At 66.2% G+C, this 21,139-nt stretch carries 23 protein-coding genes, 1 tRNA gene and 1 riboswitch; of the genes, 6 read left to right on the forward strand and 18 right to left on the reverse strand.

Annotated elements, in window-relative coordinates:
- Window positions 1–470: 470 nt before the first annotated feature.
- From arsH to U1872_RS10215, 9 genes are all read right to left on the reverse strand, one after another.
- The gene (gene arsH, locus U1872_RS10175) at window positions 471–1,211 is read right to left on the reverse strand and encodes an arsenical resistance protein ArsH (RefSeq protein WP_332792794.1); all 741 of its coding nucleotides are present in this window, start codon (window positions 1,209–1,211) and stop codon (window positions 471–473) included.
- Window positions 1,211–2,497, reverse strand: coding sequence for an arsenic transporter (locus tag U1872_RS10180; RefSeq protein WP_332792795.1), 1,287 nt, complete (start codon window positions 2,495–2,497; stop codon window positions 1,211–1,213). The genes arsH and U1872_RS10180 overlap by 1 nt, the downstream gene beginning before the upstream one ends.
- Window positions 2,497–2,922: an arsenate reductase (glutaredoxin) gene (gene arsC / locus U1872_RS10185; protein ID WP_332792796.1), complete on the reverse strand. Its 426-nt coding sequence runs from the start codon at window positions 2,920–2,922 to the stop codon at window positions 2,497–2,499. Before arsC ends, U1872_RS10180 begins: the two co-directional genes overlap by 1 nt.
- Window positions 2,919–3,446, reverse strand: a complete 528-nt coding sequence (locus U1872_RS10190; RefSeq protein ID WP_443025368.1) for an arsenate reductase ArsC — start codon at window positions 3,444–3,446, stop codon at window positions 2,919–2,921. Before U1872_RS10190 ends, arsC begins: the two co-directional genes overlap by 4 nt.
- An 8-nt stretch (window positions 3,447–3,454) precedes the next feature.
- Complete coding sequence (locus U1872_RS10195; RefSeq protein ID WP_332792798.1) at window positions 3,455–3,808, reverse strand: ArsR/SmtB family transcription factor; 354 nt, start codon at window positions 3,806–3,808, stop codon at window positions 3,455–3,457.
- Window positions 3,809–3,863: 55 nt separating this feature from the next.
- Window positions 3,864–4,229: a hypothetical protein gene (locus U1872_RS10200; RefSeq protein ID WP_332792799.1), complete on the reverse strand. Its 366-nt coding sequence runs from the start codon at window positions 4,227–4,229 to the stop codon at window positions 3,864–3,866.
- A 106-nt stretch (window positions 4,230–4,335) separates the two neighbouring features.
- A complete protein-coding gene (locus tag U1872_RS10205; protein WP_332792800.1) occupies window positions 4,336–5,061 on the reverse strand; it encodes a sulfite exporter TauE/SafE family protein in 726 nt (241 codons plus the stop codon).
- A complete protein-coding gene (locus U1872_RS10210; RefSeq protein ID WP_332792801.1) occupies window positions 5,061–5,315 on the reverse strand; it encodes a putative PII-like signaling protein in 255 nt (84 codons plus the stop codon). Before U1872_RS10210 ends, U1872_RS10205 begins: the two co-directional genes overlap by 1 nt.
- Before the next feature lie 150 nt (window positions 5,316–5,465).
- Complete coding sequence (locus U1872_RS10215) at window positions 5,466–6,821, reverse strand: voltage-gated chloride channel family protein (RefSeq protein WP_332792802.1); 1,356 nt, start codon at window positions 6,819–6,821, stop codon at window positions 5,466–5,468.
- A 23-nt stretch (window positions 6,822–6,844) separates the two neighbouring features.
- A riboswitch (Fluoride riboswitch) is annotated at window positions 6,845–6,921 on the reverse strand.
- A 531-nt stretch (window positions 6,922–7,452) separates the two neighbouring features.
- On the opposite strand from U1872_RS10215, the gene U1872_RS10220 reads away from it, so the two are divergent.
- Window positions 7,453–8,472, forward strand: a complete 1,020-nt coding sequence (locus tag U1872_RS10220; RefSeq protein WP_332792803.1) for a D-cysteine desulfhydrase family protein — start codon at window positions 7,453–7,455, stop codon at window positions 8,470–8,472.
- A 330-nt stretch (window positions 8,473–8,802) separates the two neighbouring features.
- Here U1872_RS10220 and U1872_RS10225 read toward each other — a convergent pair whose 3' ends face one another.
- On the reverse strand, window positions 8,803–10,131 hold the full coding sequence (locus U1872_RS10225; protein WP_332792804.1) for a tyrosine-type recombinase/integrase: 1,329 nt from the start codon (window positions 10,129–10,131) through the stop codon (window positions 8,803–8,805).
- 164 nt (window positions 10,132–10,295) lie between these two features.
- Window positions 10,296–10,388, reverse strand: a tRNA-Ser gene (locus U1872_RS10230).
- Window positions 10,389–10,560: 172 nt separating this feature from the next.
- Between U1872_RS10230 and U1872_RS10235 the strand changes: the two genes are divergently transcribed.
- From U1872_RS10235 to U1872_RS10250, 4 genes are all read left to right on the forward strand, one after another.
- On the forward strand, window positions 10,561–11,373 hold the full coding sequence (locus tag U1872_RS10235) for a DUF1134 domain-containing protein (protein ID WP_443025369.1): 813 nt from the start codon (window positions 10,561–10,563) through the stop codon (window positions 11,371–11,373).
- Between the two features lie 168 nt (window positions 11,374–11,541).
- Window positions 11,542–11,958: a DoxX family protein gene (locus U1872_RS10240; protein ID WP_332792806.1), complete on the forward strand. Its 417-nt coding sequence runs from the start codon at window positions 11,542–11,544 to the stop codon at window positions 11,956–11,958.
- A complete protein-coding gene (locus tag U1872_RS10245; protein WP_332792807.1) occupies window positions 11,955–12,104 on the forward strand; it encodes a hypothetical protein in 150 nt (49 codons plus the stop codon). The genes U1872_RS10240 and U1872_RS10245 overlap by 4 nt, the downstream gene beginning before the upstream one ends.
- 87 nt (window positions 12,105–12,191) lie before the next feature.
- Window positions 12,192–12,479, forward strand: a complete 288-nt coding sequence (locus U1872_RS10250) for a CsbD family protein (RefSeq protein WP_332792808.1) — start codon at window positions 12,192–12,194, stop codon at window positions 12,477–12,479.
- 62 nt (window positions 12,480–12,541) lie between these two features.
- On the opposite strand, the gene pyrC is transcribed toward U1872_RS10250, so the two are convergent.
- On the reverse strand, window positions 12,542–13,579 hold the full coding sequence (gene pyrC / locus U1872_RS10255) for a dihydroorotase (protein WP_332792809.1): 1,038 nt from the start codon (window positions 13,577–13,579) through the stop codon (window positions 12,542–12,544).
- A 78-nt stretch (window positions 13,580–13,657) separates the two neighbouring features.
- On the opposite strand from pyrC, the gene ygfZ reads away from it, so the two are divergent.
- Window positions 13,658–14,383, forward strand: coding sequence for a CAF17-like 4Fe-4S cluster assembly/insertion protein YgfZ (ygfZ, locus tag U1872_RS10260; protein WP_332792810.1), 726 nt, complete (start codon window positions 13,658–13,660; stop codon window positions 14,381–14,383).
- Between the two features lie 9 nt (window positions 14,384–14,392).
- Here ygfZ and U1872_RS10265 read toward each other — a convergent pair whose 3' ends face one another.
- The 6 genes from U1872_RS10265 to U1872_RS10290 form a co-directional block, all read right to left on the reverse strand.
- On the reverse strand, window positions 14,393–15,694 hold the full coding sequence (locus U1872_RS10265; protein WP_332792811.1) for a UDP-glucose dehydrogenase family protein: 1,302 nt from the start codon (window positions 15,692–15,694) through the stop codon (window positions 14,393–14,395).
- 222 nt (window positions 15,695–15,916) lie between these two features.
- The gene (locus U1872_RS10270; RefSeq protein ID WP_332792812.1) at window positions 15,917–17,044 is read right to left on the reverse strand and encodes an OmpA family protein; all 1,128 of its coding nucleotides are present in this window, start codon (window positions 17,042–17,044) and stop codon (window positions 15,917–15,919) included.
- Between the two features lie 163 nt (window positions 17,045–17,207).
- Window positions 17,208–17,708, reverse strand: coding sequence for a DUF2793 domain-containing protein (locus tag U1872_RS10275; RefSeq protein WP_332792813.1), 501 nt, complete (start codon window positions 17,706–17,708; stop codon window positions 17,208–17,210).
- A 16-nt stretch (window positions 17,709–17,724) separates the two neighbouring features.
- On the reverse strand, window positions 17,725–19,914 hold the full coding sequence (locus U1872_RS10280) for a phage tail protein (RefSeq protein WP_332792814.1): 2,190 nt from the start codon (window positions 19,912–19,914) through the stop codon (window positions 17,725–17,727).
- A gap of 2 nt (window positions 19,915–19,916) precedes the next feature.
- On the reverse strand, window positions 19,917–20,318 hold the full coding sequence (locus tag U1872_RS10285) for a peptidoglycan endopeptidase (protein WP_332792815.1): 402 nt from the start codon (window positions 20,316–20,318) through the stop codon (window positions 19,917–19,919).
- On the reverse strand, window positions 20,315–21,127 hold the full coding sequence (locus tag U1872_RS10290; RefSeq protein WP_332792816.1) for a phage/gene transfer agent baseplate hub protein: 813 nt from the start codon (window positions 21,125–21,127) through the stop codon (window positions 20,315–20,317). Before U1872_RS10290 ends, U1872_RS10285 begins: the two co-directional genes overlap by 4 nt.
- Window positions 21,128–21,139: the final 12 nt, after the last annotated feature.

Genomic DNA, 21,139 nt, shown 5'->3' on the forward strand with positions numbered 1-21,139 from the left:
GCTCTCACTCCTTCCCTCGATGCACGAGGTCAGGCTCGACCCCGATCCAGGCATCGTATGTGAAGGGGCTGCAATCTCATCGCTGTCGAAATGCAGCCGCCGCGATACACCATCTTTTGGGTCCTAGCGGCCCTAACGCGGTCGGTCGGCTCTCGACCAACGCCGGTCGTTCAGTTGCGCTTCGATTAACTTCGGCTTCCGACGCAAGCCGCCGATCAGGTTGATCGAAACTGTCGATCTGGAATGGCCCAGTCTCGCCGTTGCATGGATTGTCTCGCGATCGCGAACCGGCCATTAAAACCGTTCGCTGCATTCCCATTACTCCAAGTCCAATAGCCCATTTCGACATTTCTCAATCGGGAACGGATTTTGGGAAAACTCGAAAGGCGCGAACCTGCATCATGCCTCGCAACCAGAATTGCCGATTCGACCTTCGTTTGCGGGAAGAGCGCGAATTATGATCGCGACGGTTAAGACGTGGTGGCGATGCTCGACAGATCGGTCGCAGCGTTGATCGGCACGCCGGCCTCTTTGCGTTCGGAATAGCGATCGACAAGCTCGGCGGTGTGCGGGCGCAGTATCACCGTAAAGCGCACCAGCTCCTCCATCACGTCCACGATCCGGTCATAGTAGCTCGACGGCTTCATGCGGCCGGCGTCGTCAAACTCGGCGAACGCCTTGGCGACGCTCGATTGGTTGGGGATTGTTACCATCCGCATCCACCGACCGAGGACGCGCAGCGTATTGACGCTGTTGAACGACTGCGATCCGGCCGATACCTGCATGACGGCGAGCGTGCGGCCCTGGGTCGGGCGCATCCCGCCCATCGACAGCGGCAGATGATCGATTTGCAGCTTCATGATGCCGGCGATCTGGCCGTGACGTTCGGGGCTGCACCACACATGCCCTTCCGACCACATCGACAGCTCGCGTAGTTCGTGAACGGCCGGATCGTCGTCGCCCGTTACTTGATCGGGCAGCGGCAGGGTGGAGGGGTCAAAAATGCGCGTTTCACAGCCGAAGAACTGGAGCAGACGCGCGGCTTCCTCGACGCAGAGTCGGGAAAACGACCGCTCCCGCAAGCTACCGTAGAGCAGCAGGATACGCGGAGCAGGATCGCCAGCGCCGAGACCGAGGGCAGGGCGTTCGATTGCATACCGTCGATCGAGTGCCGGCAGGTGGTTGGGTTCAGAAAGATTGCGAACAGGCATCAGGAAATCCCGATCCGCAGCGCTAAGGCCGCAAGCGTGATGAGCAGGATGGGTATTGTCAGCGTGACACCGACCCGGAAGTAATAGCCCCAGCCGATGCGGATGCCCTTTTGCCCGAGAACGTGCAGCCACAGCAGCGTTGCGAGCGAGCCGATCGGCGTGATCTTTGGACCGAGGTCGCAGCCGATGACGTTGGCGTAGATCATCGCTTCCTTGATCGCTCCCGTGGCGTGGGTCGCGTCGATCGACAGCGCACCCACCAACACGGTCGGCATGTTGTTCATGACCGACGAGAGCAGCGCGGCGAGGATGCCGGTGCCGAACGCCGCGCCCCACACGCCGCCTTGCGCCGTGCGATTGAGCAGGCCGGCAAGGTGGTCCGTCAGGCCGGCGTTCCGTAGACCATAGACGACCAGGTACATGCCAAGCGAGAAGATCACGACTTGCCAGGGCGCACCGCGCAGCACCTTGCCGGTCTGGATCACATGGCCTCGTTCGGCGATCACCAGCAGCAGGATCGCCCCAGCAGCGGCAACGGCGCTGACGGGCACGCCGAGCGGCTCGAGCAGGAAGAAGCCAGCGAGCAGGAGCACCAAGACGATCCAGCCGGCGCGGAAGGTCGCCACATCGCGGATCGCCTCGTCCGGCGCGCGGAGTTGCGCCACGTCGTAGCGGCCGGGAATGTCGCGCCGGAAAAACAGCAGCAGAGCACCCAGCGTCGCGGCGATCGCCGCCAGATCGACCGGGACCATGACCAATGCGTAGCGGGCGAAACCGAGGTGGAAGAAATCGGCCGAGACGATGTTGACGAGGTTGGAGACGACCAGCGGCAAACTGCCCATGTCGGCGATGAACCCGGCTGCCATGACGAAGGCGAGCGTTGCCTTTTCCTTGTATCCCAGCGCTCGCAGCATCGCGATCACGATGGGCGTCAGGATCAGCGCCGCGCCGTCATTAGCGAATAGCGACGACACCGCCGCGCCGAGCAACACGACCAGCGAAAACAGGAGCCGGCCATTACCCTTGCCCCAGCGGGCGACGTGGAGCGCCGCCCATTCAAAGAACCCGGCTTCATCGAGCAGCAGGCTGATGACGATGATCGCTACGAACGCCGCGGTCGCATTCCAGACGATTCCCCAGACCACCGGCACGTCATGGAGCGAGACCACGCCGAGCAGCAGCGCCACAATGGCACCGCCCATCGCGCTCCACCCAATGCCGAGGCCATTGGGCTGCCAGATGACGAGCGCGATCGTGGCGACGAAGATCAGGACGGCGAGAAGCATCAGGCGACGCGCTGGCCCGAGGCGTCCACGACCTTCTCCCCGTCTTCCTTGGCAAACGCGCCCCGTTGCGGCTCAGGCAGCAGATCGAGGACGGCTTCGGACGGGCGACAGAGCTTCACGCCGAGCGGCGAAACTACCAGCGGTCGATTGATAAGGATCGGATGCGCCATCATGGCGTCGACCAGCGCGTCGTCGGACAGCGACGTCTCGCCCAGACCGAACTCCGCGAAGGGCGTGCCCTTTTCGCGGAGCAGATCGCGGGGCGTCATGCCGGCGCGGTCGATCAGCTCGACCAATAGCGTGCGCGAGGGCGGCGTTTTCAGATACTCAATGACGTGCGGCTCGATGCCGGCGTTGCGGATCATCGCCAAGGTGTTGCGCGAGGTGCCGCACTCGGGGTTGTGGTAAATGATGATGTCGGTCACGCTTGGTTTCCCGAGTTGGTGTTTGCGTCTTCAACAAGATCGTGGTGGATCGCTTGGAGGCGCTGGCGAACGGCCAGTGCGGGCACTTCCCGGTCGATGATCGGCAGCTCGACCAGCTTCGCAAAGCGCTTGGTCAGGGCGTCATGGGCCGCCTCGAACGCCGCATCGACAGCGGCATCGTCGCCGGTGACGGCAGCAGGATCAGGCAGCCCCCAATGCGCCTTGATCGGGTGGCCCGGCCAGATCGGGCAAACCTCGCCCGCCGCGTTGTCGCATACGGTGACGACGACATCGATGTTCGGCCCGCCCGTGCCGGCGAACTCATCCCAGCTCTTCGAGCGCAGGCCCGTGGTAGGATAGCCGTGCCGCTCCAAGAGTCGCAACGCTCCCGGATGCACTTGCCCCTTGGGGAACGATCCGGCCGAGAAGCCGCGAAAGCGGCCGTTCCCGAGCTTGTTGATGATCGTTTCACCGAGGATCGAGCGGGCGCTGTTGCCGGTGCAAAGCACCAGGACGTTGGTCACGGGAGCGCTCATGCCGAGACCGGCACGTCGCAGCGGCTACGAAGGACGACGTCGACCAGTGACGCGCAGATTTCAGGCGAACCGCCGCAGCAGTCCTTCATCAGGTATTCGAGCAATTCGGTCATGTTCTCATACCTTGCGGTGTAGATCACCGACCGGCCTTCACGACGGCTATCGATCAGGCCGGCGTGCGACAGGATGGTAAGGTTCGCAGACAGCGTGTTGGGCGGCACTTCCATCTGCCGGGCGATTTCACCAGCAGCGATTCCAGTTGGACCCGCCTGCACGAGCATCCGGAAGACCGTAAGGCGTCCTTCGTGAGCCAAGGCAGAAAGCCCGGCGACCGCGTTCTTTATTTCCATGTTTCGACTTTAGCGGAAACAAACGCAAGAGCAACGCCACACGATAGAGCGCGGATCAGCTCCGCTTTTCCTTGGCCTCGAAAGAGCCAACCGCGCCCTTACGGAGCGTGATGGCGCAAGCGTCTGCGCTAGCGTCCTTGAACGGGCAGGCGAGCGTGGGCGAGTTGATCGTGATCGTGGATGGACCGCGGGCGCTGCCCTTATACTCGCATTCGAGCTTTCGGAGCGCGGGGGCTGACAGGCTGGTCCGTCCGCTATCTAGGAAGCGGACATACTCACCGTCGCTCTTGGGGTAGACGTGACACTGCATGCTGGCACCCAGCTCGCCGGTGATGGTCATGACCGTAAGTGTCGGCGCAGGGTCAGCCGCGAAAACGGGGGCGGCGACCAGTGACGCGGCTAGCAGCAGATGCGGCTTCATAAATCCTCCATTGTCCGATTCTACGTTTCCACGATATAGGAAATAAACGAATGAACAATGGCTATTCAGGTTTGGCTGCGTTTTGCAGCAGCCGCACTTCTGCCTGTCATCCCATCGCGATCATCTCAATCGCGATCAGCGCGAGCAGGACCATAACGACCTTACGGAAGCGCTCGACAGGCAGTTGCATGATAAGCGAACGCCCCACCCAGGTGCCGGCGATCATCGCCAGCCCCATCGCAATCGCCAGCGGCCAAAATGCTGGCCCTAGGTCGATTGTCGCGCCGTATACGATCGTCTTGGCACCGTGCATTGCGATGGCGGCGACTGCCTCGCTCGCCACATAGGCAATCGGCGGAAGGCCAAGGCTCAGGAACACGGCCGCGCCGAGCGGCCCGGCACTTCCGACTAGGCCCGACAACAACCCTGTGACGCCGCCCCCGATCACCAGCACGCGGCGTGACGGTTTGAACGTGAACATGCCCGTCGCCTTCAAGATAACGAACAGCAGGATCGCGATGCCCACGATCCGGGTGACGAGCGCGGTAGGGAGCGAGGCAAACGACAACGCGCCCAGCATAGAAAAGGGAATGGCGGCTGCCAGGAACAGTAATACAAACCGCCAGCGGATATGACGCCAGCCCATTCCGGCCCGCGCGGCATTGCCGATAATCTGGACTATCGTCAGTAGCGGAACCGCTTCGGTCACGCCGACGACCTGGTTGAGGAGAGGGAGCAACAGCAGCGCTCCGCCAAACCCGGCCGATCCCGAGATCGCGGCAGCTGCAAAGGCACCGACGATGAGAAGTACATATTCGATCAACGGTGTCATCAGGTGTCTCGGGGCGTGACCAACCAATGCTCCAGTTGCTTGTAGACGATCACCTTGTCGCCAAGCAGGTCGCCATGTCGCCGGCAGAACAGGTCGAGCTGGTCACGCTCGCCGAAGAGTTCAATGCATATCGTCAAATGCGGATCAGCCGCCTCCGATCCGTTCTCGCGGATCGGGCCGTGGTTGCTGAAGCCGTAATGCGTGTGTTGCGCGACGGCGTTGATGATGCCGTCCGCCTTCGCCGTTCGGATCAACTCGCGATAGAGAGGCTTGCACCCCACAGAGTGCGGAGGCTGCGCTGACCGACCCGGTCGGACGGCTTCATGTAAATGCGGAGCATTCCGATTTCGCGATGCTGGACGGTGAAACGATGGGGCATGGACAGACCTTCAATTGGTGCGGGATCAGGAACGTGGGCGACGCGCGGCACGGTGCGCCCGCGCCTCGCGTAGGGTCGCGTTTGGGATAAGGCCGGTCGCCGGCACCTTTGGCACGGCGACGCGCTGAGACAGGTAGATGCCGTTATGGCCGGAGCAGAGGTAGGCGACGAAGCAGGCGACCGCGATCGGTACCGCATACGCCGCGCCGAACAGCTCGATGCCCATGAAGGTGCAGGCGAGCGGCGTGTTTGCAGCGCCCGCGAACAGCGCGACGAATCCGAGCCCGGCGAACACGCCTGTCGGGACGCCGAATATGGGTGCGAGCGCGTTGCCGAGCGCCGCGCCGATGACGAACAGCGGCGTGACCTCGCCACCCTTGAAGCCAGTGCTGAGCGTGACGACGGTGAAAAGCAACTTCAGCGCCCAGCTCCACGGGTGGGTGTCCGGCCCGAAGAAGCTGGCAATGGTGAGGCCGTCGGGCGTTGCCGTTAGCGTGCCGAGGCCGAGATAGTCGCGCGTGCCAAACAGGTAGACGAGCGCAATGACCGCGACCCCGCCGATGAGGGGACGTAGCGGACCATAGGGGACGATCCGCTTGAGCCATCCGCCGAGCGCATGATTGGCTTCGGCGAAAGCGAGGCCGACCAGTCCGAACGCTACCCCGGCGATGCCGGCCTTTGCGACGAGCAAGGCATCGACCGGCACGACCGTATCAATCCGGTAAACGCCGTGGTGGATGCCCCAGGCAAGGCATGTCCAGGCGCCGACCAGCGCCGCGACGAGACACGGCACCAGCGCGCGGTATTCCACGCGCCCGATCGCCAGCACCTCCAGAGCGAACACCGCGCCCGCGATCGGCGTACCGAACACCGCACCGAACCCGGCGGCGATGCCCCCCATCAGTAGGATGCGGGTGCCGCCCGCATCGAGCTTGAGCGCGCGGCCGAAGCCGCTGGCCAAACTGCCCCCCAACTGGACGGCGGTGCCTTCGCGCCCCGCCGAACCGCCGAACAGATGGGTCACGACCGTGCCGAAGAAGATCAGCGGTGCCATCCGCAGTGGCACTCCGCCCCCCGGTTCGTGGATCTGCTCAACAATGAGGTTGTTGCCGCCCTCTACCGAGCGGCCGGTGAGCTCATACAGCAGCCCGACCACGAAGCCGCCCAGCGGCAGCAGATACAGCAACCGGGGCCAGGCGAAGCGCAGCCGTGTAACGGCATCGAGGCTCCACAGAAACGCCGCACAAAGCGTCCCGACCAGGGCCGCCATTGGCACCAGGATCAACGCCCAGCGCATAACCGACAGGGCATGATCGTGACGATTACGGACGAATGCCGCGACGTTCAGCTCGCCGATGAGATTACGAAAGGTAGCCCGCACGATTCCTCCTTGCTGCCTTTCGGCGCCAAGTAGGAATCATCAGCTCTTGCTAGAGCGGTTTGGCCAAATGACCCGGCGGAAATCCATCGCTGTTGGGCGTCATATGGAAGGCACTGCTTAAGCCGTCAACTCCGTCGTTCGGAATCATCGTTTCGCAAGCCGCAGACGTTCCTAACTGAGCACCCGTTTTGGGAAAGCTGGATATTGCGGGCTGATAGGAGCGAGCGTTATCGCGTTTTCTGAAACCTCCCGGGCCGCGGCCAGCCAATCTTCGCGGACCCTGGCAGTGATGGGACGCACCCAGGGATGACCGCTTCTGGCCGAAGTCGCCGTTTGCAAAGCCGGACTTGAACGACTGAAATGTCCCACATCTCGCCCTTCCGCATGAAAGATTTGGTCGCTGTGAGCACCGACCACCGACCGGATCACATTAACAAATGTCCGCTTCCGGGGAGCTAAGCTGGCAGTCTGAATGTCGCGTTCTGGGTCGACGCAGGCGCCGTGGTGACGCCATCGCCACCAAACAAGTCCCAATACGTAACTGGGGAATCGATCGCCTATGAGTTCTTGAGCGTGACCAGGTTGCCCAAAGCTGCCACGAGAAACCGCTACCGCGGGACCGGAACGATCGATGCTAGTTCAGCTTGAAAAACGACCTCGATTTAGCCTGCTGGAGGGACGCACGCCGATCCAGCGCTTGACCAGACTGGAACAGGCGCTCGGCTGCGGGGGCTGCCCTCCGATCTACGTCAAGCGCGACGACCTGATGGGCGTCGGTGGGGGGGGCAACAAGCTCCGGAAACTGGAGTTCCTGATCGGCGAGGCGCTGGACCAAGGGTGCGATACTTTCATCACCACAGGCGCGCGACAATCGAACCATGCCAGACTGAGCGCCGCCGCCGCGGCGCGAGCCGGGCTCTCTTGCGAGCTGGTCCTCACAGATAACGTCACGCGCGACGACGAAGCCTACCGGCGCAACGGCAATGTGCTGCTTGATGATCTGTTCGACGCAACTGTCCTTCGAAGACCAGCCGGTGTTGATTCTTTAGCCGTCGCTCAGGAGCGCGCTGTGCACCTGTTCGCCAAGGGGCATCGCGCTTATGTCGTCGTCTCTGGTGGCTCTTCGCCGCTCGGCTGCCTTGGCTACGCGGTGTGTGCAGCGGAGATAATCGCTCAAGAGCAGGACCTTGGGCTTCGCTTCAAACGGATCATCGTGCCGAACGGTAGTTCTGGCACGCATGCCGGTTTGGCGGCAGGGCTGAGGGCGGCCGGAGACGAGCCCGGCCGGATCGAATCGTTCACCGTCCTAGCCCCAATCGAAAAGGCGCAGGCAGTCACCACCGAACTTGCCGCGCGGACCCTGGCGCTCATCGATCCGGCTAGCGAGTTCATAGCAGGCGACATCGTCGTCACGGACGGCCAACTCGGCGAGGGCTACGGCGTGCCGACCGACGCGATGTTCGAAGCGGTACGGCTGGTTGCCCGGTCGGAAGGCCTGCTGCTCGATCCGGTCTATGGCGGAAAGGCCTTTGCGGGCCTCATCGCTGGGATCCGGGAAGGGAGGTGGCGCAATGCGGAACCGGTGTTGTTCGTAATGACCGGCGGCTTGCCGGGCCTATTCGCCTACGAGCCGGCCTTCCGGCGCGATTAGTCCCGCTGCCCCTTGGACAAAGTCGAGCGTCTCACATGAACCAATGTCTGAACTTCGGCAGCGGTGAGCGCCTGCTGAACGTCCAGTTTGGGTCATAACTGCAGAAGTCGGAGTGATGCTCGACCGATAATCGCGGCCAGCAGCTAAAAAATAGGGCAAGCCGAGCGTCCCGCACCGCCCTTGCTCCTCTAGCGAGTTACCACCCTCGAAAGACGTATTCGGTCTCACCGTCGCAGATTACCCAAATTTGTTGTTATTTTTCGGACCAAGTGAGCGTGCCACATGACTTCGCGCGGACCGGGATGACACGCTCAAACGCAAAGCCGGCTTCTATCGTACAACCTGAAGCTTCGGCTGCTCCCGCTTGGCGACGCGCGTACTACCCTTGAACGGGCTTTCTTTGCTCGGAAGCGATATCAGCGTCGCAGGCTCGGCGAGCCCCGGCATTAACATTCCTGCCCATAATGCGGCCAACTCGCGCCTCCGCGGCATATAAGCCGCGCGGTTATACGCTCCCTCCACCTTATTCGTTGGAATATGGGCAAGCATCAGATCGATAACCGCGCGATCATCGGAACGGCCCTGCGATTTCGCCCACTCGTTCATAATGGTCGAGAAGGCCGCCCGAAAACCGTGGGGCACGTGGCGTCCATGATATCCCGCGCGATTGAGCAGATATCCAAGTGCGTTTTCGCTCATCGGCCGATGAACATGGCGATCGCTCGGAAACACGAGTTTGCCTCGGCCTGTCACCTTCCAGGCCGCTTTCAATACAGCCACGCTTTCCGGTGCGAGGGGAACAAGGTGATCACCGTCCGTCTCGTCTTTGCGATCCCGGTCCCCCTTCATACGGCTGGCAGGAATTCGCCAAAGAGGCGCCTTCCCCTCCAAATCTTCAAATTCCTCCCACAGCGCCCCGCGCAACTCGCCTGGCCGAACCGCCGTCAGCGCGATCAACCTCAGCGCCAACCGGGTGACCGGCCTTGCGAAATCGGCATCCACGGTCGCCAGCATTTTGCGCAATTCGCCTATGTCGGTAATGGCTGGCTGGCGCCCCTTCTTTGGTAGCGGCTTTAACGCAGCCCCGACCTTCTCGGCGGGGTCTGATGTGGCGAGCCCGCTGGCGATGGCGTAGGTATAGATCGCAGAGATCCGCTGGCTCAGGCGCTTGGCCGTTTCGATCGCTGAGCGAGATTCGGTCAGACGCAGGCACTCAAGGATCTTGGGTGGAGTGAGCGCGCCAATTGGGAGCGCGCCGATTACCGGAAACACGTCGCGCTCGAGGGTGCGGATGACCTCGGCGGCATGTACCTTTGCCCATTGCGGCGCATTCGCCTGATGCCATTCGCGGGCAATCTTTTCGAACGTGTTGCGGCTGGCCTCGATATTCGCCTGGATCTTGAGCTTTTTCGCGACGGCGGGGTCTGTGCCTTCGGCCAAAAGCTTTCGCGCCTCATCGCGCTTCTCGCGTGCTGCGGCGAGATTGACGAGGGGATAGGGGCCGAAGGACAGGCTCTTGCTCTTCCCGTCATATTGGTAATTCATGCGCCAGAGCTTTCCGCCCTTTGGAGACACGAACAGAAAAAGCTGGTGTGCATCAAACAGCTTGTACGGCTTTTCCCGTGCCTGCGCTGCGCGCAGTTTCGCATCGTTCAGCATGACAATCCCGATACCTCATTTTCACTGCCCGATACCCCATTCTCTGCCCACGAAGGTTGTGGAGGCATGCGAACGGATAGGATCGAGCCGACGCGATAAACGAGGGTTTTCCGGGGCTTTTGTCAATATATGTGGACTGCTGCGGCGGGCTCCGAACGAGCCCCTGGCGGAGACGGAGGGATTCGAACCCTCGGTACCAGTAAACCCGGTACGGCGGTTTAGCAAACCGCTGGTTTCAGCCACTCACCCACGTCTCCGGATCACAGCGAAGGCGGGCTATAACCGGGCTTTGCGGCTTCGGCAACAGGCTCAATGCAGGGCGCTCGACGTGAAATCGATTCGGCTGGCCGTGGCGCTCGCGCTCGTTCATTGCCGGGACAGCCAGGTAGGCGCTATCGTCGCGCCACTGCACACCGGGGGAGATTGACGATGCACATGCGCTGGACCACCGTTCCGAGGATCGGCGCGCTGGTGGTGCTCGCGCTGGCGACCGTTGCGGCCCCGCTCACGGCACAGGTTCGCACGATCGATCCGAACCAGGCGATCGATTCGGATCTGCGCCAGCCCGCCCCTGCCCCGACCGCGCGACCGTCGGTCCCTGTCGACCAGCCCGCACCGCGCCGCTACCCCGATGCCCCCGGTTCGACCGATCCGGTCGATGCCGGCCCGGCCCCGCAAGCGCCCGCTGGCGCGCCGGGCGGATCGGACCAGCCGCAGGACGTCGCACGCGACGGCGCCGAGGTCGAATCGGCCAACGCGCAGACCTTCCAGAAACAGGAGTTGCTGCGTGCGGCCGAGGGCACCTTCGGCAAGGGCGCGGCCGGGCTTGCCGGCATTCTCGAGCGCACGCTCAAGGAGCAAGGCTATCCCAACGCCTATATCGCCGGCCGCGAGGCGTCGGGCGCGGTCGTCGTCGGCCTGCGCTACGGCAAGGGCGAGCTGTTCCACAAGGTCGAGGGCAAGCAGCCGGTCTATTGGACCGGCCCGTCGGTCGGCTTCGATCTGGGCGGCGACGCCAACAAGGTGTTCGTGCTGGTCTACAATCTCTACGACACCGCCGAGCTGTTCAAGCGCTTCCCGGCGGCCGAGGGGCGGGTCTATTTCGTCGGCGGTTTCGCCGCCACCTATTTGCGGCGCGGCAACACCGTGCTGATCCCGATCCGGCTCGGTGTCGGCTGGCGGCAGGGGATCAACCTGGGCTACATGAAGTTCAGCCAGACCTCGAAGTGGTTCCCGTTCTAAGCGCAGCGCGGCAGGCGGCAAAGCCCGCCTGACTCGCGCAAGCGCGGCCGGCGGGGCTCGCCCCGACCGACGGCATGGGCTTTGCCCAGGCCCAACCCGAGCCCGAGCCCCAGTCCAAGCGCAGCCACGCCTTTGCCCCGGCCCGCGCAATCGCCTAGGCTCCCCCGCGTGATCGACCCCGCCCCCCGCACCCGCCAGATCCTGCGCGCGCTGCTCGCCGCCGCCTATCTCGCGGCAGGGGTGCTCCACGTCTTCGTCCCCGCGCCGTTCCTCGGCATCACCCCCGCCTGGGTGCCATTCGCAACACAGGTGATCCTCGCAACCGGCCTGTGCGAGATCGCCGGCGCGCTCGGGCTGTTCGTCCCGCGGCTGCGGTGGTGGGCGGGGGTCGGCCTCGCGGCATATGCAGTGTGCGTCTATCCCGCCAATGTGAAGCATGCGATCGACTATATCGACTATGGCCGTGGCGGATTGGGCCTGGGCTACCATATCCCGCGTTTGCTGTTTCAGCCGGTGATCGTGTGGTGGGCGCTGTTCGCCGGCCGCGTGGTCGACTGGCCCTTCAAGCCCCGGAGCATGGCATGAGCGACATTGACGACACGATCATCGACACCCCCGAAGGCCCGATGACCTGGGCCGCGTGGAAGAAGAAGAACCCGGTGCAGATCCCGTCGCGTCGCACCAAGGGCAAGGACCTGCCGGTGAAGGTCAAGCGCTTCACCGAAAAATAGCGCATCGGTCGTGGCACCTTGGCGCGTGTCGGCCGTTCTGCACCCGGAACGGCCCCATCCCGGGCGGCCGAGCAAAGGATAGCGACGATGAACGAGACCAGCCTGAAGGGTGAAGCGCAGAATATCGGCGGATCGCTCAAGGAAGCCGCAGGCAACGTCACCGGCAATTCGCGCCTTCAGGGCGAGGGCGTGATCGACCAGGTTACCGGCGGCGTCAACAAGGCGATCGGCGCGGCGCAGGACGCGCTCGCGGGTGGCCCGGCACCGATGATCGACCAGGCCCGCGATTTCGCGCGTCGCCGCCCTTGGGCGACCGCAGCGCTCGTCGGCACGCTCGGCCTCGCGTTGATCAATACGCTGCGCGGCAAGCAGTAAGCGATCGGGGCCGGGCGACCGGCCCCGACCTTCCGCGGCGGATCGAGCGGTACGCCGCTCGATCAGTCGACCAGCGTCCACTCCAGCGTCGCCCCGGCGTGGAACGGGACCAGCGTCCCGTCCGCCCCCTCGATGCGGTCGGGCACGGCGACCGGACGGCGTTCGAGCGTCACCGATCCTGTGTTGAGCGGCAGTCCGTAGAAGCGTGGGCCATGTTCCGACGCGAAGCCCTCGAAATGGTCGAGCGCGCCCTCCTCGGCAAACACCTGGACATAGCTTTCGAGCGCGAACGGCGCGTTGAAGATTCCCGCGCAGCCGCACGCCGCTTCCTTGCGCCCGCGCTCGTGCGGCGCACTGTCGGTTCCGAGGAAGAAGCTCGGCGATCCCGAGACCGCCGCGGCGCGCACCGCGAGGCGATGCCGCTCGCGCTTGATCACCGGCAGGCAATAGGCATGCGGCTGCAGTCCGCCGTCGAACAGCGCGTTGCGGTTGAGGTGGAGATGCTGCGGGGTGATCGTCGCCGCAACGTTCGGCCCGGCGTCGGCCACGAAGGCCGCGGCTTCGGCGGTGGTGATATGCTCGAGCACGATCTTGAGCGCCGGATAGTCGCGCACCAGCGGCGCGAGCGTGCGCTCGACGAACACCGCCTCGCGATCGAAGATGTCGATCGCGCGGTCGGTCACCTCGCCGTGGATCAGCAGCGGCATGCCGATCCGCTGCAGCGTCTCGAGCACTGGGGCGAGCGCGCGAATGTCGCTGACGCCGTGCGCCGAGTTGGTCGTCGCATGCGCGGGGTAGAGCTTGCACGCCGCCCACACGCCCGTCTCATAGCCGCGCGCGATCTCGGCGGCATCTGCCGCGTCGGTCAGGTAGCAGGTCATCAGCGGGGTGAAATCGATGCCCGCGGGCACTGCGGCGAGGATCCGCTCGCGATAGGCGGTTGCGGCGATGATGGTCGTCACCGGCGGCGACAGGTTGGGCATCACGATCGCGCGGGCGAACTGGCGCGCGGTATAGGGCACCACCGCGCGCAGCATGGCATCGTCGCGGAGGTGGACATGCCAGTCATCGGGGCGGCGGATCGTCAGGCGCTCGGTCATGGGCGTCGCCTAGCGCGCGCCCCGGCAAATCGCCAGCCGCATATTGCCGCTGCCGGCATGGCCCCCTACTTCGGGGCCATGAACGCCACTATGCTCGCCGATCGTTCGCTGCTGCGCCTGTCGGGAGACGATGTACGCGGCTTCCTGCAGGGGCTCGTCACCGCCGACCTGAGCGGCCCGCTGCCGGCGTGGTCGGCGCTGCTGTCGCCGCAGGGCAAGGTGCTGTTCGATTTCATCGTCTGGCCCGATGGCGCCGACCTGCTGCTCGATTGCGCGGCGAGCGCGGCCGAGGGGCTCGCGCGGCGCCTGTCGATCTACCGCCTGCGCCGCGCGATCACGATCGCGCCCGCGCCCGAACTGGCGGTCCACTGGTCGATCGCACCCGACGCCGGGCCGCACGCGCCCGATCCGCGGCTGGCGGCGCTCGGCCATCGCTGGCTCGCCCCGCCCGCCGAGCCCGCGACGGGCTGGCTAGAGCATCGCCTGTCGCTCGGCGTGACCGAGGGCGCGGACGAACTCGGCTCCGACAAGACGCTGTGGCTCGAAGCCAATGCGCGCGAGCTGAACGGCGTCAGCTTCACCAAGGGCTGCTATGTCGGGCAGGAAAATACCGCTCGGATGCACCACCGGAGCAAGGTCAACCGCCGGCTGGTGGTCGCCCCGCTCGGCGAGCCCGGCGAACGCACCCGCGCGACCTATCCCGAGCTCGCCCTGATGGTCGAGCTGCGCCGCGTCGAGGCGCTCGGCGATGCACGGGTGCCGGCCTGGCTCGCCGCAGCGCTGGCGCCCGACGCGCTCGCCTGAGCCGCTCGGTTACCGACCGATCGAGCTGTAGGCGAAGCCGGCCTTCTCGGCATCGCTTGGCGGGTAGACGTTGCGCAGGTCGACCATCGCGTTGCCCGCCATCGTCGCGGCCAGCCGCTTGAGGTCGAGCGCGCGATAGATATCCCACTCGGTGACGATCACCACCGCATCGGCCCCTTGCGCCGCCTCATAGGCATCGCGGCAATAGCCGACGTCGGGCATCATCGCCTTGGCGACCGCCATCCCCTCGGGGTCGTGCGCGCGCACCTTGGCGCCGGCGTCGAGCAGGCTCTGCACGATCGCCAGGCTCGGCGCGTCGCGCATGTCGTCGGTGTTGGGCTTGAAGGTCAGCCCGAGCACCGCGACGGTCTTGCCCTTGGCGTCACCGCCGAGCGCGGTGATCACCTTGCGCCCCATCGCGCGCTTGCGCGTGTCGTTGACCTGCACGACCGCCTCGACGATCCGCACCGGGCTCTCGTAATCCTCGGCGGTCTTGAGCAGAGCGAGCGTGTCCTTGGGGAAGCACGAGCCGCCGTAGCCAGGGCCGGCGTGGAGGAATTTCGAACCGATCCGGTTATCGAGGCCAATCCCGCGCGCGACGTCCTGCACGTTCGCGCCGACCGCTTCGCACAGGTCGGCAATCTCGTTAATGAAGGTAATCTTGGTCGCCAGGAAGGCATTGGCGGCATATTTGATCAGTTCCGAGGTCCGCCGCCCGGTGAACAGGATCGGGCTCTCGTTGAGATAGAGCGGCCGATAGATGTCGCGCATCACCTGCTTCGCGCGCTCGTCCTCGGTGCCGATGACGATTCGGTCGGGGCGCTTGAAATCGCCGATCGCGGCGCCCTCGCGCAGGAATTCGGGGTTGGAGACGACCGCGACCGGGAAGGTGCCGGCGACTTCGCGGAGCAGCTCCTCGACCTTGTCGCCGGTGCCGACCGGAACGGTCGACTTGGTGACGACGACGACCGGACCATCGATCGCTTCGGCGATCTCGCGCGTCGCGGCGAACACATAGCTGAGGTCGGCATGGCCATCGCCGCGCCGCGACGGTGTGCCGACCGCGATGAACACCGCATCGGCGCCGGCCACGGCGGCCTTGAGGTCGGTGGTGAAGGTGAGGCGACCCGCGGCGACGTTGGTCGCGACGAGCGTATCGAGCCCGGGCTCGAAGATCGGCATCTTGCCCGCCTCGAGCGCGGCGATCTTGGCGGCATCCTTGTCGACGCAGATCACGTCATGTCCGAAATCCGAAAAGCACGCTCCGGAGACCAGGCCGACATAGCCCGAGCCGATCATCGTAATCCGCATGATGTTCCCTCAAAGTCCCGCGTCGTGACCAAGCGTCGCGCCGTCCCGCAGGACGTCGCAGCCGCACGCCCTGCCGTAGCGGATCGATCCGCTTTTACCAGCCAAACCGTGTCCCACGACGACGCGCGCGGACCCTTGGTCCGCCCGGCGCCGACGCACAAAAAAAGGGGAGACCGGCCAAGGCCGATCTCCCCGATTTTTTCGACCAAGGTCGGATTGGGCTTAGTTGCCCGAACCCGGACCGTAGGACACTTCCACGCGACGGTTCTGCACTTCGCGAACGCCATCGGCGGTCTGAACGCGCAGACGCGAGGGATCTTCACCGAACGCGTCGGTCGTGATCACACCATCCGGGATCGAGTGCGCGGTCATGTAGGCACGAACCGCGTCGTTACGGCGCTGCGAGAGACCGATGTTGTACTTCGGCGTACCCGAGCGATCGGTGAAGCCGGCCAGCATGACCTTGGCGTTACCGCAATTCTGGTACTGCGCGACTGCGCCGTCCAGGATCGAAGCCGCTTCAGGCGTAACGTCCGACTTGTCCCACTCGAAGAACACGATGAACGGTCCTGGCGAGCACGGCGTCGCAACCGGAGCCGGAGCTTCGGGCGGCGGCGGGGGGGGAGGCGGCGGCGGGGGCGGCGGCGGCGGCGGCGGTGCAGCCGGCTCGCCGAAGTTGTACGTCAGACCTGCGAGCAGGCTGTGCGTACGGAACTTGCTCTCGAACTGACGGCCCGAGACGTCGACCAGCTTGACCTTGTCGGCGGTGAAGAAGCGATACTTCAGCGAGGCATCGACATGCTTCGTCAGCGGCGCGCGAACGCCGGCGAGGCCCTGGTAAGCGAACACGGTGTCGCTGTCGTTGAGCTGGGTCAGCAGCGAGATCCGGTCACGCTCCTTGACGCGAGCAACACCGACACCACCGCCGACGAAGCCCTGGATGCCATCGTCATCGCCGAAATCGACGAGGCCGTTGACCATGAAGCTGAGCGCGGTCGAGCGACCCGACGCCGGGTAGTTGCCGGCAGGCGCGTTGAACGGCGTGCCGAGCGAGTTGATCGCAGGCGTCGTCACCGACGAGCGATACTGCTTGACCGACGCGTTCTTGTAGCCAACTTCGGCTTCAAGGCGGAACATGCCGAGATCGTAACCGATCACGCCATCGACGTCGTAGCCATAACGATGATCGTTGGTGGCAGCGCCCTTTGCGCCATTGATGTCGAACTTGATGTCTTCGACGATCATCCCGCCGCCATCAACGCCAACGTACCAAGACTTGTCACGAGCAAGTGCTGGAGTGGCTACGAGTGCAGTGGAGGCAAGTGCCATGATAACGGCAAGCTTCCGCATAAAAATCCCCTTCTTCTGGATGTCACTAGGACAGCGCCAACTCCCTACCCAATGGAAGGTTTCCACGCAAGCGCACAAATAGGCGGAACTGTGGCGCAATAGACACAGGTTTGGAGGGAACCGCAGCCCCCCGTTCACGCCTTGGATGCGCGGTGGGCCGGTCTCAGGGCTCGATCAGACGATGCAACCGCAGCGCCGCCAAAACCGCCGCCAGCGTGCCCCGCGCCTCGGCATCGATCGTGGTTCCGTTCGCAGGTGCAGCAATCGCCGATTGGCGTGCGCCCAGCATCGCCACCCCGCCGAGCAGCAGCTGCGTGCCGGCTAGCGTTCCGACGCGCCACGCCGCCCCGATGAAGCGCGCCTCGGTCGCATCGGCACGGCTCCACACCACCATGCCTTCGCGCGCGCCGACGAAGCGCCAGCCGCCGTCGCTCCAGCCGGCGAGCGCCTGGGCGTGTCCGGTCCAGGCCCCGGTCGGCGCCGCGCCGACGATCCAGCAGGCGCCCGCCACCGGATCGCTCGGCGGCGTATTGCGCGCGACCGCCTCGACCACCGGCTGCACCGCCATGTCGAGTAGCGTCAGCGCCTCGTTGTGCGACCATTCCTTCTGCGCCTGTCCCGCCTGCAGCAGCGGCAGGCCCAGTCGCGTGCTCGTGTCGGTCATTGCCGTCTCCCTCGTCTCATCCCGTCCAGTCGGGGATCATTGTCTCCGCCTCGGCCGATTGGCCGAGCGCGCCGACCTGCGCGACGCGCAGCGTGAGCCCGCCGACCCGATCGGCCCGCGCGATCGCCAGCGCAGCGACCGTCGTCTCGATCACGCGCAGCACGGCGCCGCCGCGCAGCAGCGTCACGCGATACGCCTCGCGCTCCTCGCCCAGCGGCGCATCGACCCGGTCGATCCAGCGCCAGCCGTTTCTGCTGCGACGCACCCATTGCACCGCGACACCGCCGTCGCCTTGCTCGCGCCACGCGAGGTGGACCGGCGCCGGCGGCAGCACCGAACCGCCGGCCAGCGCGACGCGCAGCTCGACCGGCCCGTCGGTATCGCCGATCCCCGACGCGAGCAGGCGCAGCTCGCCGCCGAGCGCTGCGACCGGCACATCGAGTATGAGAAACGACTCGGGCTCGATCAGCACGAAACGATCGCCGACCTGCTGCGTGCCGATCGCGGACCCGGTCGCGCGCCGCCCGCGCAGCAACCCCGACAGCCGCCAGCGCGTCGCCGAAAGCGGCTCGGCGGTCGCGAATTGCAGCAGTTCCGCGCCGACCCGCGCCAGATTGGCCCCGCCGTCGAGCGCCGCCGCGTCGGCATTGGTCAACGCCATCGCACCATGCAGCAGGTCGACCTCGAAACTGTGCACCAGATCGGCGATCGCGCCCGACGCGGTGCCCGGCGTCGTCACCAGCTGCCCGATCGTCCCCGCCGTCGCGGTCGCGCCGAGCGCGGTCCAGCGCGCGCCGCCGTCGATGCTGTAGAGCAAGGCCGCGCGCCGCCAGCCGGGCTGCGTCCCCGCCGCCACGATCGTCACGCGCGGCGCGGCGAGGAGGTCGTCGTCGAGTGGGAGCGTCTCGAACGCGGCGAGCACGGTCGCCCCCGCCGCCAAGTCGGGCGCGGCGAGCACGCGCCCCGGGCTCGCGCGTGCTGGCAGCGTCCCGCCGGCGAGCCGGACGCAGTCGAGCGTCAGCACCATCTGCTCGAGCGACCAGGCGGCGACGCGCCATACCCCGGCCACGCCGTCGATGCGGATGCACGCGCCGGGCCGGATCGCCAGCGCGTCCCACCCCAGCGTCACCGTGCGCCGTTCGCGCTCCGCCTCGGCGCGCGCCAGCATCGCCTGCGCGAGCGTCTTGGCGGTCCCCGCCGCGATCGCGGCGGGCAGGTCAACGCGATTGTCGCGCCGCCCCGCACCGGGGCGCCGCGCCTGCTGCACGCCGATCTGATAGTCGCGCGCCGGGTCGTAATGCGACAGCGTGATCTGCCGCGGCACGCCGTCGATCGCGGCGACCGATCGGGTCGGTTTGCTGCCGCTCGACCCGGGCGCATGCCACGCCCCGTCGGGCACCACCTGCGCGGGCGTCTCGCCGGCGCACAGCTGCAGCCCGGCGGCGTCGGGCGCAAACCACGCGCCGCCCGCCTGTGCCAGCGCCGCGAGCACGCTCGTCACGCTGTCGCCATAGGCCGCGTATCCGGCGAGCGGCGCGCCCGCCGCATCCGCCCCCGGCCCGCGCGTCACCATCCCGTCCGACAGCGCGGTGGCGATCGCGGCGATGCCGACCGGCGCGGCGTCGCCGATCACCTCGAAGGTCAGCGACGGGATGCGATTGCCATAGTCGCCGAGCTGGAAATTCTCGAACACGGCATAAGCGATCCCGCGATGCGCCGGTGCCAGCGCGATTCCTTCCGCTGCGGCGATCAGCGGGTCGACCGGCTGGTCCTCGCCGCCGCGATACAATCGGAAGCCCGTCGCGCTCTTGAAGTCGCCGCCGCTCCCGCGCAGCAGCGTGCCGTCGGCCCAGATCCGCCCGACCCCGACGATCGGACGCCCCGACAGCGCGACCGCGAACGACGCGGCATAGCTGTAGCTCGTCGTGTTCGGCTGGCCCTTGCCGCCGCTGCTCCGGGTCCGGCTCTCGATCAGGTCGGTCGACCAGATCACGCAGCCGCCGATCCGCATCGTGCCGAACACCTGCTGCAGCGGCGTCGCATAGCTCGACGTCTGCACCTGCAGCGCGCTCAGCCGCGGCCCCTCGCGGTCGGCCGGGCGGAACAGCACGTCACGGTCGATCGCGTTGCCGACCACTGCGCCGATCGCGCCGCCGATCGGCCCGCCGAGATAGCGCCCGACCGCGGTCAGCACCAAAGTCGCCATCGTCACTCTCCTCCCACGCGCCAGCAGCCGAGCAGCGGCCAGGGCAAGGCTCCCGGTCGCTCGACCACGCGGCGCAGCATCGCATCGGCATGGACGAACCCGCCGGGCACCAGCACGACGAGATGGAATTGCGCCGGCCCGGCCGCGACCAAGGCGATATCGCCCGGCGCGGGAGCGTCGCTCGCCACCAGCCCGCCGCCGACGAAGCGCGCCGCCAGCCGCGCCGCATCGCCGCCGCGCAGCGGGTAATCGCCCGGCACCGCGCCCGAAAAGCCACCCGCGCGCGCCGCCAGCGCGGCGAGCCCGACGCAATCGAGCCCGAGCGCCGGGTCGCGCCCGTGCAGCCGGAAGCGCGCGCCGACCGCCGCGCGGGCCGCCGCCACCGCGGCGTCGCGCGCGCTCATGCGCCGGGATAGCGCGTCAACAGGTCGATCCCCGGCAGATACGGCTCGCCGCGGAAGTTGACGGCATTGCCGAAGCGCGCGGCACAGGTCGCCAGGCTCTTGTCGCAGCCCTCGATCAGCTCGACCAGATCCCCCGCCGCAACCGCCAGCACCGGTTCGCCGCGCAACGTCAGCTGCGCACCGTCCGAGCGCGCGATCGCGCTCTCGAGCCCCGAATTGGCCCCGCCGATCCAGCGCAGCACCCCGCCGCCATAGCCGTCGGCGACAGGCTCGGCGGTGTCGACCGTCACCACCCGCGCGGCGCACGCCACCACCCGCGCAAAATGGCGCCGCCCCGCCATCGCCACGCGACAGCGCCGGTCGCCGAGCTCGGCGCGGCATTCGGGCGAGGTCGCCTCGACCACCGGCCGGTCGAGCGCCGCGCTGCCGCCGCGCAGTTCGGCGGTGAAGCCCCCCGCATGCGTCTCGATCGCGCCGATCGTCCCCGCGCCGAGCGCCACCTGCGCCGGATCGCGCCCGCTCCAGTCGACCGCGAACAGCCGCACCTGCGCCCCGTCCCACCGCCCGGCGAGGAGATCGGTCTCGCCGATCGCGGCACTGCTGAGCGCCCCGCTGATGTCCATCGTGTCGGCGTCGAGCCCGGCGCTGCGCTTGATCGCCGAGGGCGTCATCCCCGGCGCCGCGCGGTGCACCAGCCCGCCGACGACGAGATCGCGGTCATGGTCGGTCAGCCCGATCGTCACGCCGTCGCGCCGGTCGATCCGCCAGCACAAGGCGAGCGTTGTCAGCGGTCCTTCGAGCAATGCCATCGCCCCCTCCCC

It is taken from the genome of Parasphingomonas frigoris, assembly GCF_036663815.1.
Taxonomy (GTDB): domain Bacteria; phylum Pseudomonadota; class Alphaproteobacteria; order Sphingomonadales; family Sphingomonadaceae; genus Sphingomonas.

What these genes read in the sequence shown, in the direction of transcription:
- U1872_RS10235 (WP_443025369.1), top strand. Translation starts at nt 10,561, where the DNA reads ATGCACATGCGCTGGACCACCGTTCCGAGGATCGGCGCGCTGGTGGTG.
- U1872_RS10265 (WP_332792811.1), bottom strand. Translation starts at nt 15,694, where the DNA reads ATGCGGATTACGATGATCGGCTCGGGCTATGTCGGCCTGGTCTCCGGA.
- U1872_RS10225 (WP_332792804.1), bottom strand. Translation starts at nt 10,131, where the DNA reads ATGCTGAACGATGCGAAACTGCGCGCAGCGCAGGCACGGGAAAAGCCG.
- U1872_RS10290 (WP_332792816.1), bottom strand. Translation starts at nt 21,127, where the DNA reads ATGGCATTGCTCGAAGGACCGCTGACAACGCTCGCCTTGTGCTGGCGG.
- U1872_RS10220 (WP_332792803.1), top strand. Translation starts at nt 7,453, where the DNA reads ATGCTAGTTCAGCTTGAAAAACGACCTCGATTTAGCCTGCTGGAGGGA.
- U1872_RS10280 (WP_332792814.1), bottom strand. Translation starts at nt 19,914, where the DNA reads ATGGCGACTTTGGTGCTGACCGCGGTCGGGCGCTATCTCGGCGGGCCG.
- pyrC (WP_332792809.1), bottom strand. Translation starts at nt 13,579, where the DNA reads ATGACCGAGCGCCTGACGATCCGCCGCCCCGATGACTGGCATGTCCAC.
- U1872_RS10180 (WP_332792795.1), bottom strand. Translation starts at nt 2,497, where the DNA reads ATGCTTCTCGCCGTCCTGATCTTCGTCGCCACGATCGCGCTCGTCATC.
- U1872_RS10275 (WP_332792813.1), bottom strand. Translation starts at nt 17,708, where the DNA reads ATGACCGACACGAGCACGCGACTGGGCCTGCCGCTGCTGCAGGCGGGA.
- arsH (WP_332792794.1), bottom strand. Translation starts at nt 1,211, where the DNA reads ATGCCTGTTCGCAATCTTTCTGAACCCAACCACCTGCCGGCACTCGAT.
- U1872_RS10200 (WP_332792799.1), bottom strand. Translation starts at nt 4,229, where the DNA reads ATGAAGCCGCATCTGCTGCTAGCCGCGTCACTGGTCGCCGCCCCCGTT.
- U1872_RS10270 (WP_332792812.1), bottom strand. Translation starts at nt 17,044, where the DNA reads ATGCGGAAGCTTGCCGTTATCATGGCACTTGCCTCCACTGCACTCGTA.
- U1872_RS10205 (WP_332792800.1), bottom strand. Translation starts at nt 5,061, where the DNA reads ATGACACCGTTGATCGAATATGTACTTCTCATCGTCGGTGCCTTTGCA.
- U1872_RS10245 (WP_332792807.1), top strand. Translation starts at nt 11,955, where the DNA reads ATGAGCGACATTGACGACACGATCATCGACACCCCCGAAGGCCCGATG.
- U1872_RS10285 (WP_332792815.1), bottom strand. Translation starts at nt 20,318, where the DNA reads ATGAGCGCGCGCGACGCCGCGGTGGCGGCGGCCCGCGCGGCGGTCGGC.
- U1872_RS10195 (WP_332792798.1), bottom strand. Translation starts at nt 3,808, where the DNA reads ATGGAAATAAAGAACGCGGTCGCCGGGCTTTCTGCCTTGGCTCACGAA.
- ygfZ (WP_332792810.1), top strand. Translation starts at nt 13,658, where the DNA reads ATGAACGCCACTATGCTCGCCGATCGTTCGCTGCTGCGCCTGTCGGGA.
- U1872_RS10250 (WP_332792808.1), top strand. Translation starts at nt 12,192, where the DNA reads ATGAACGAGACCAGCCTGAAGGGTGAAGCGCAGAATATCGGCGGATCG.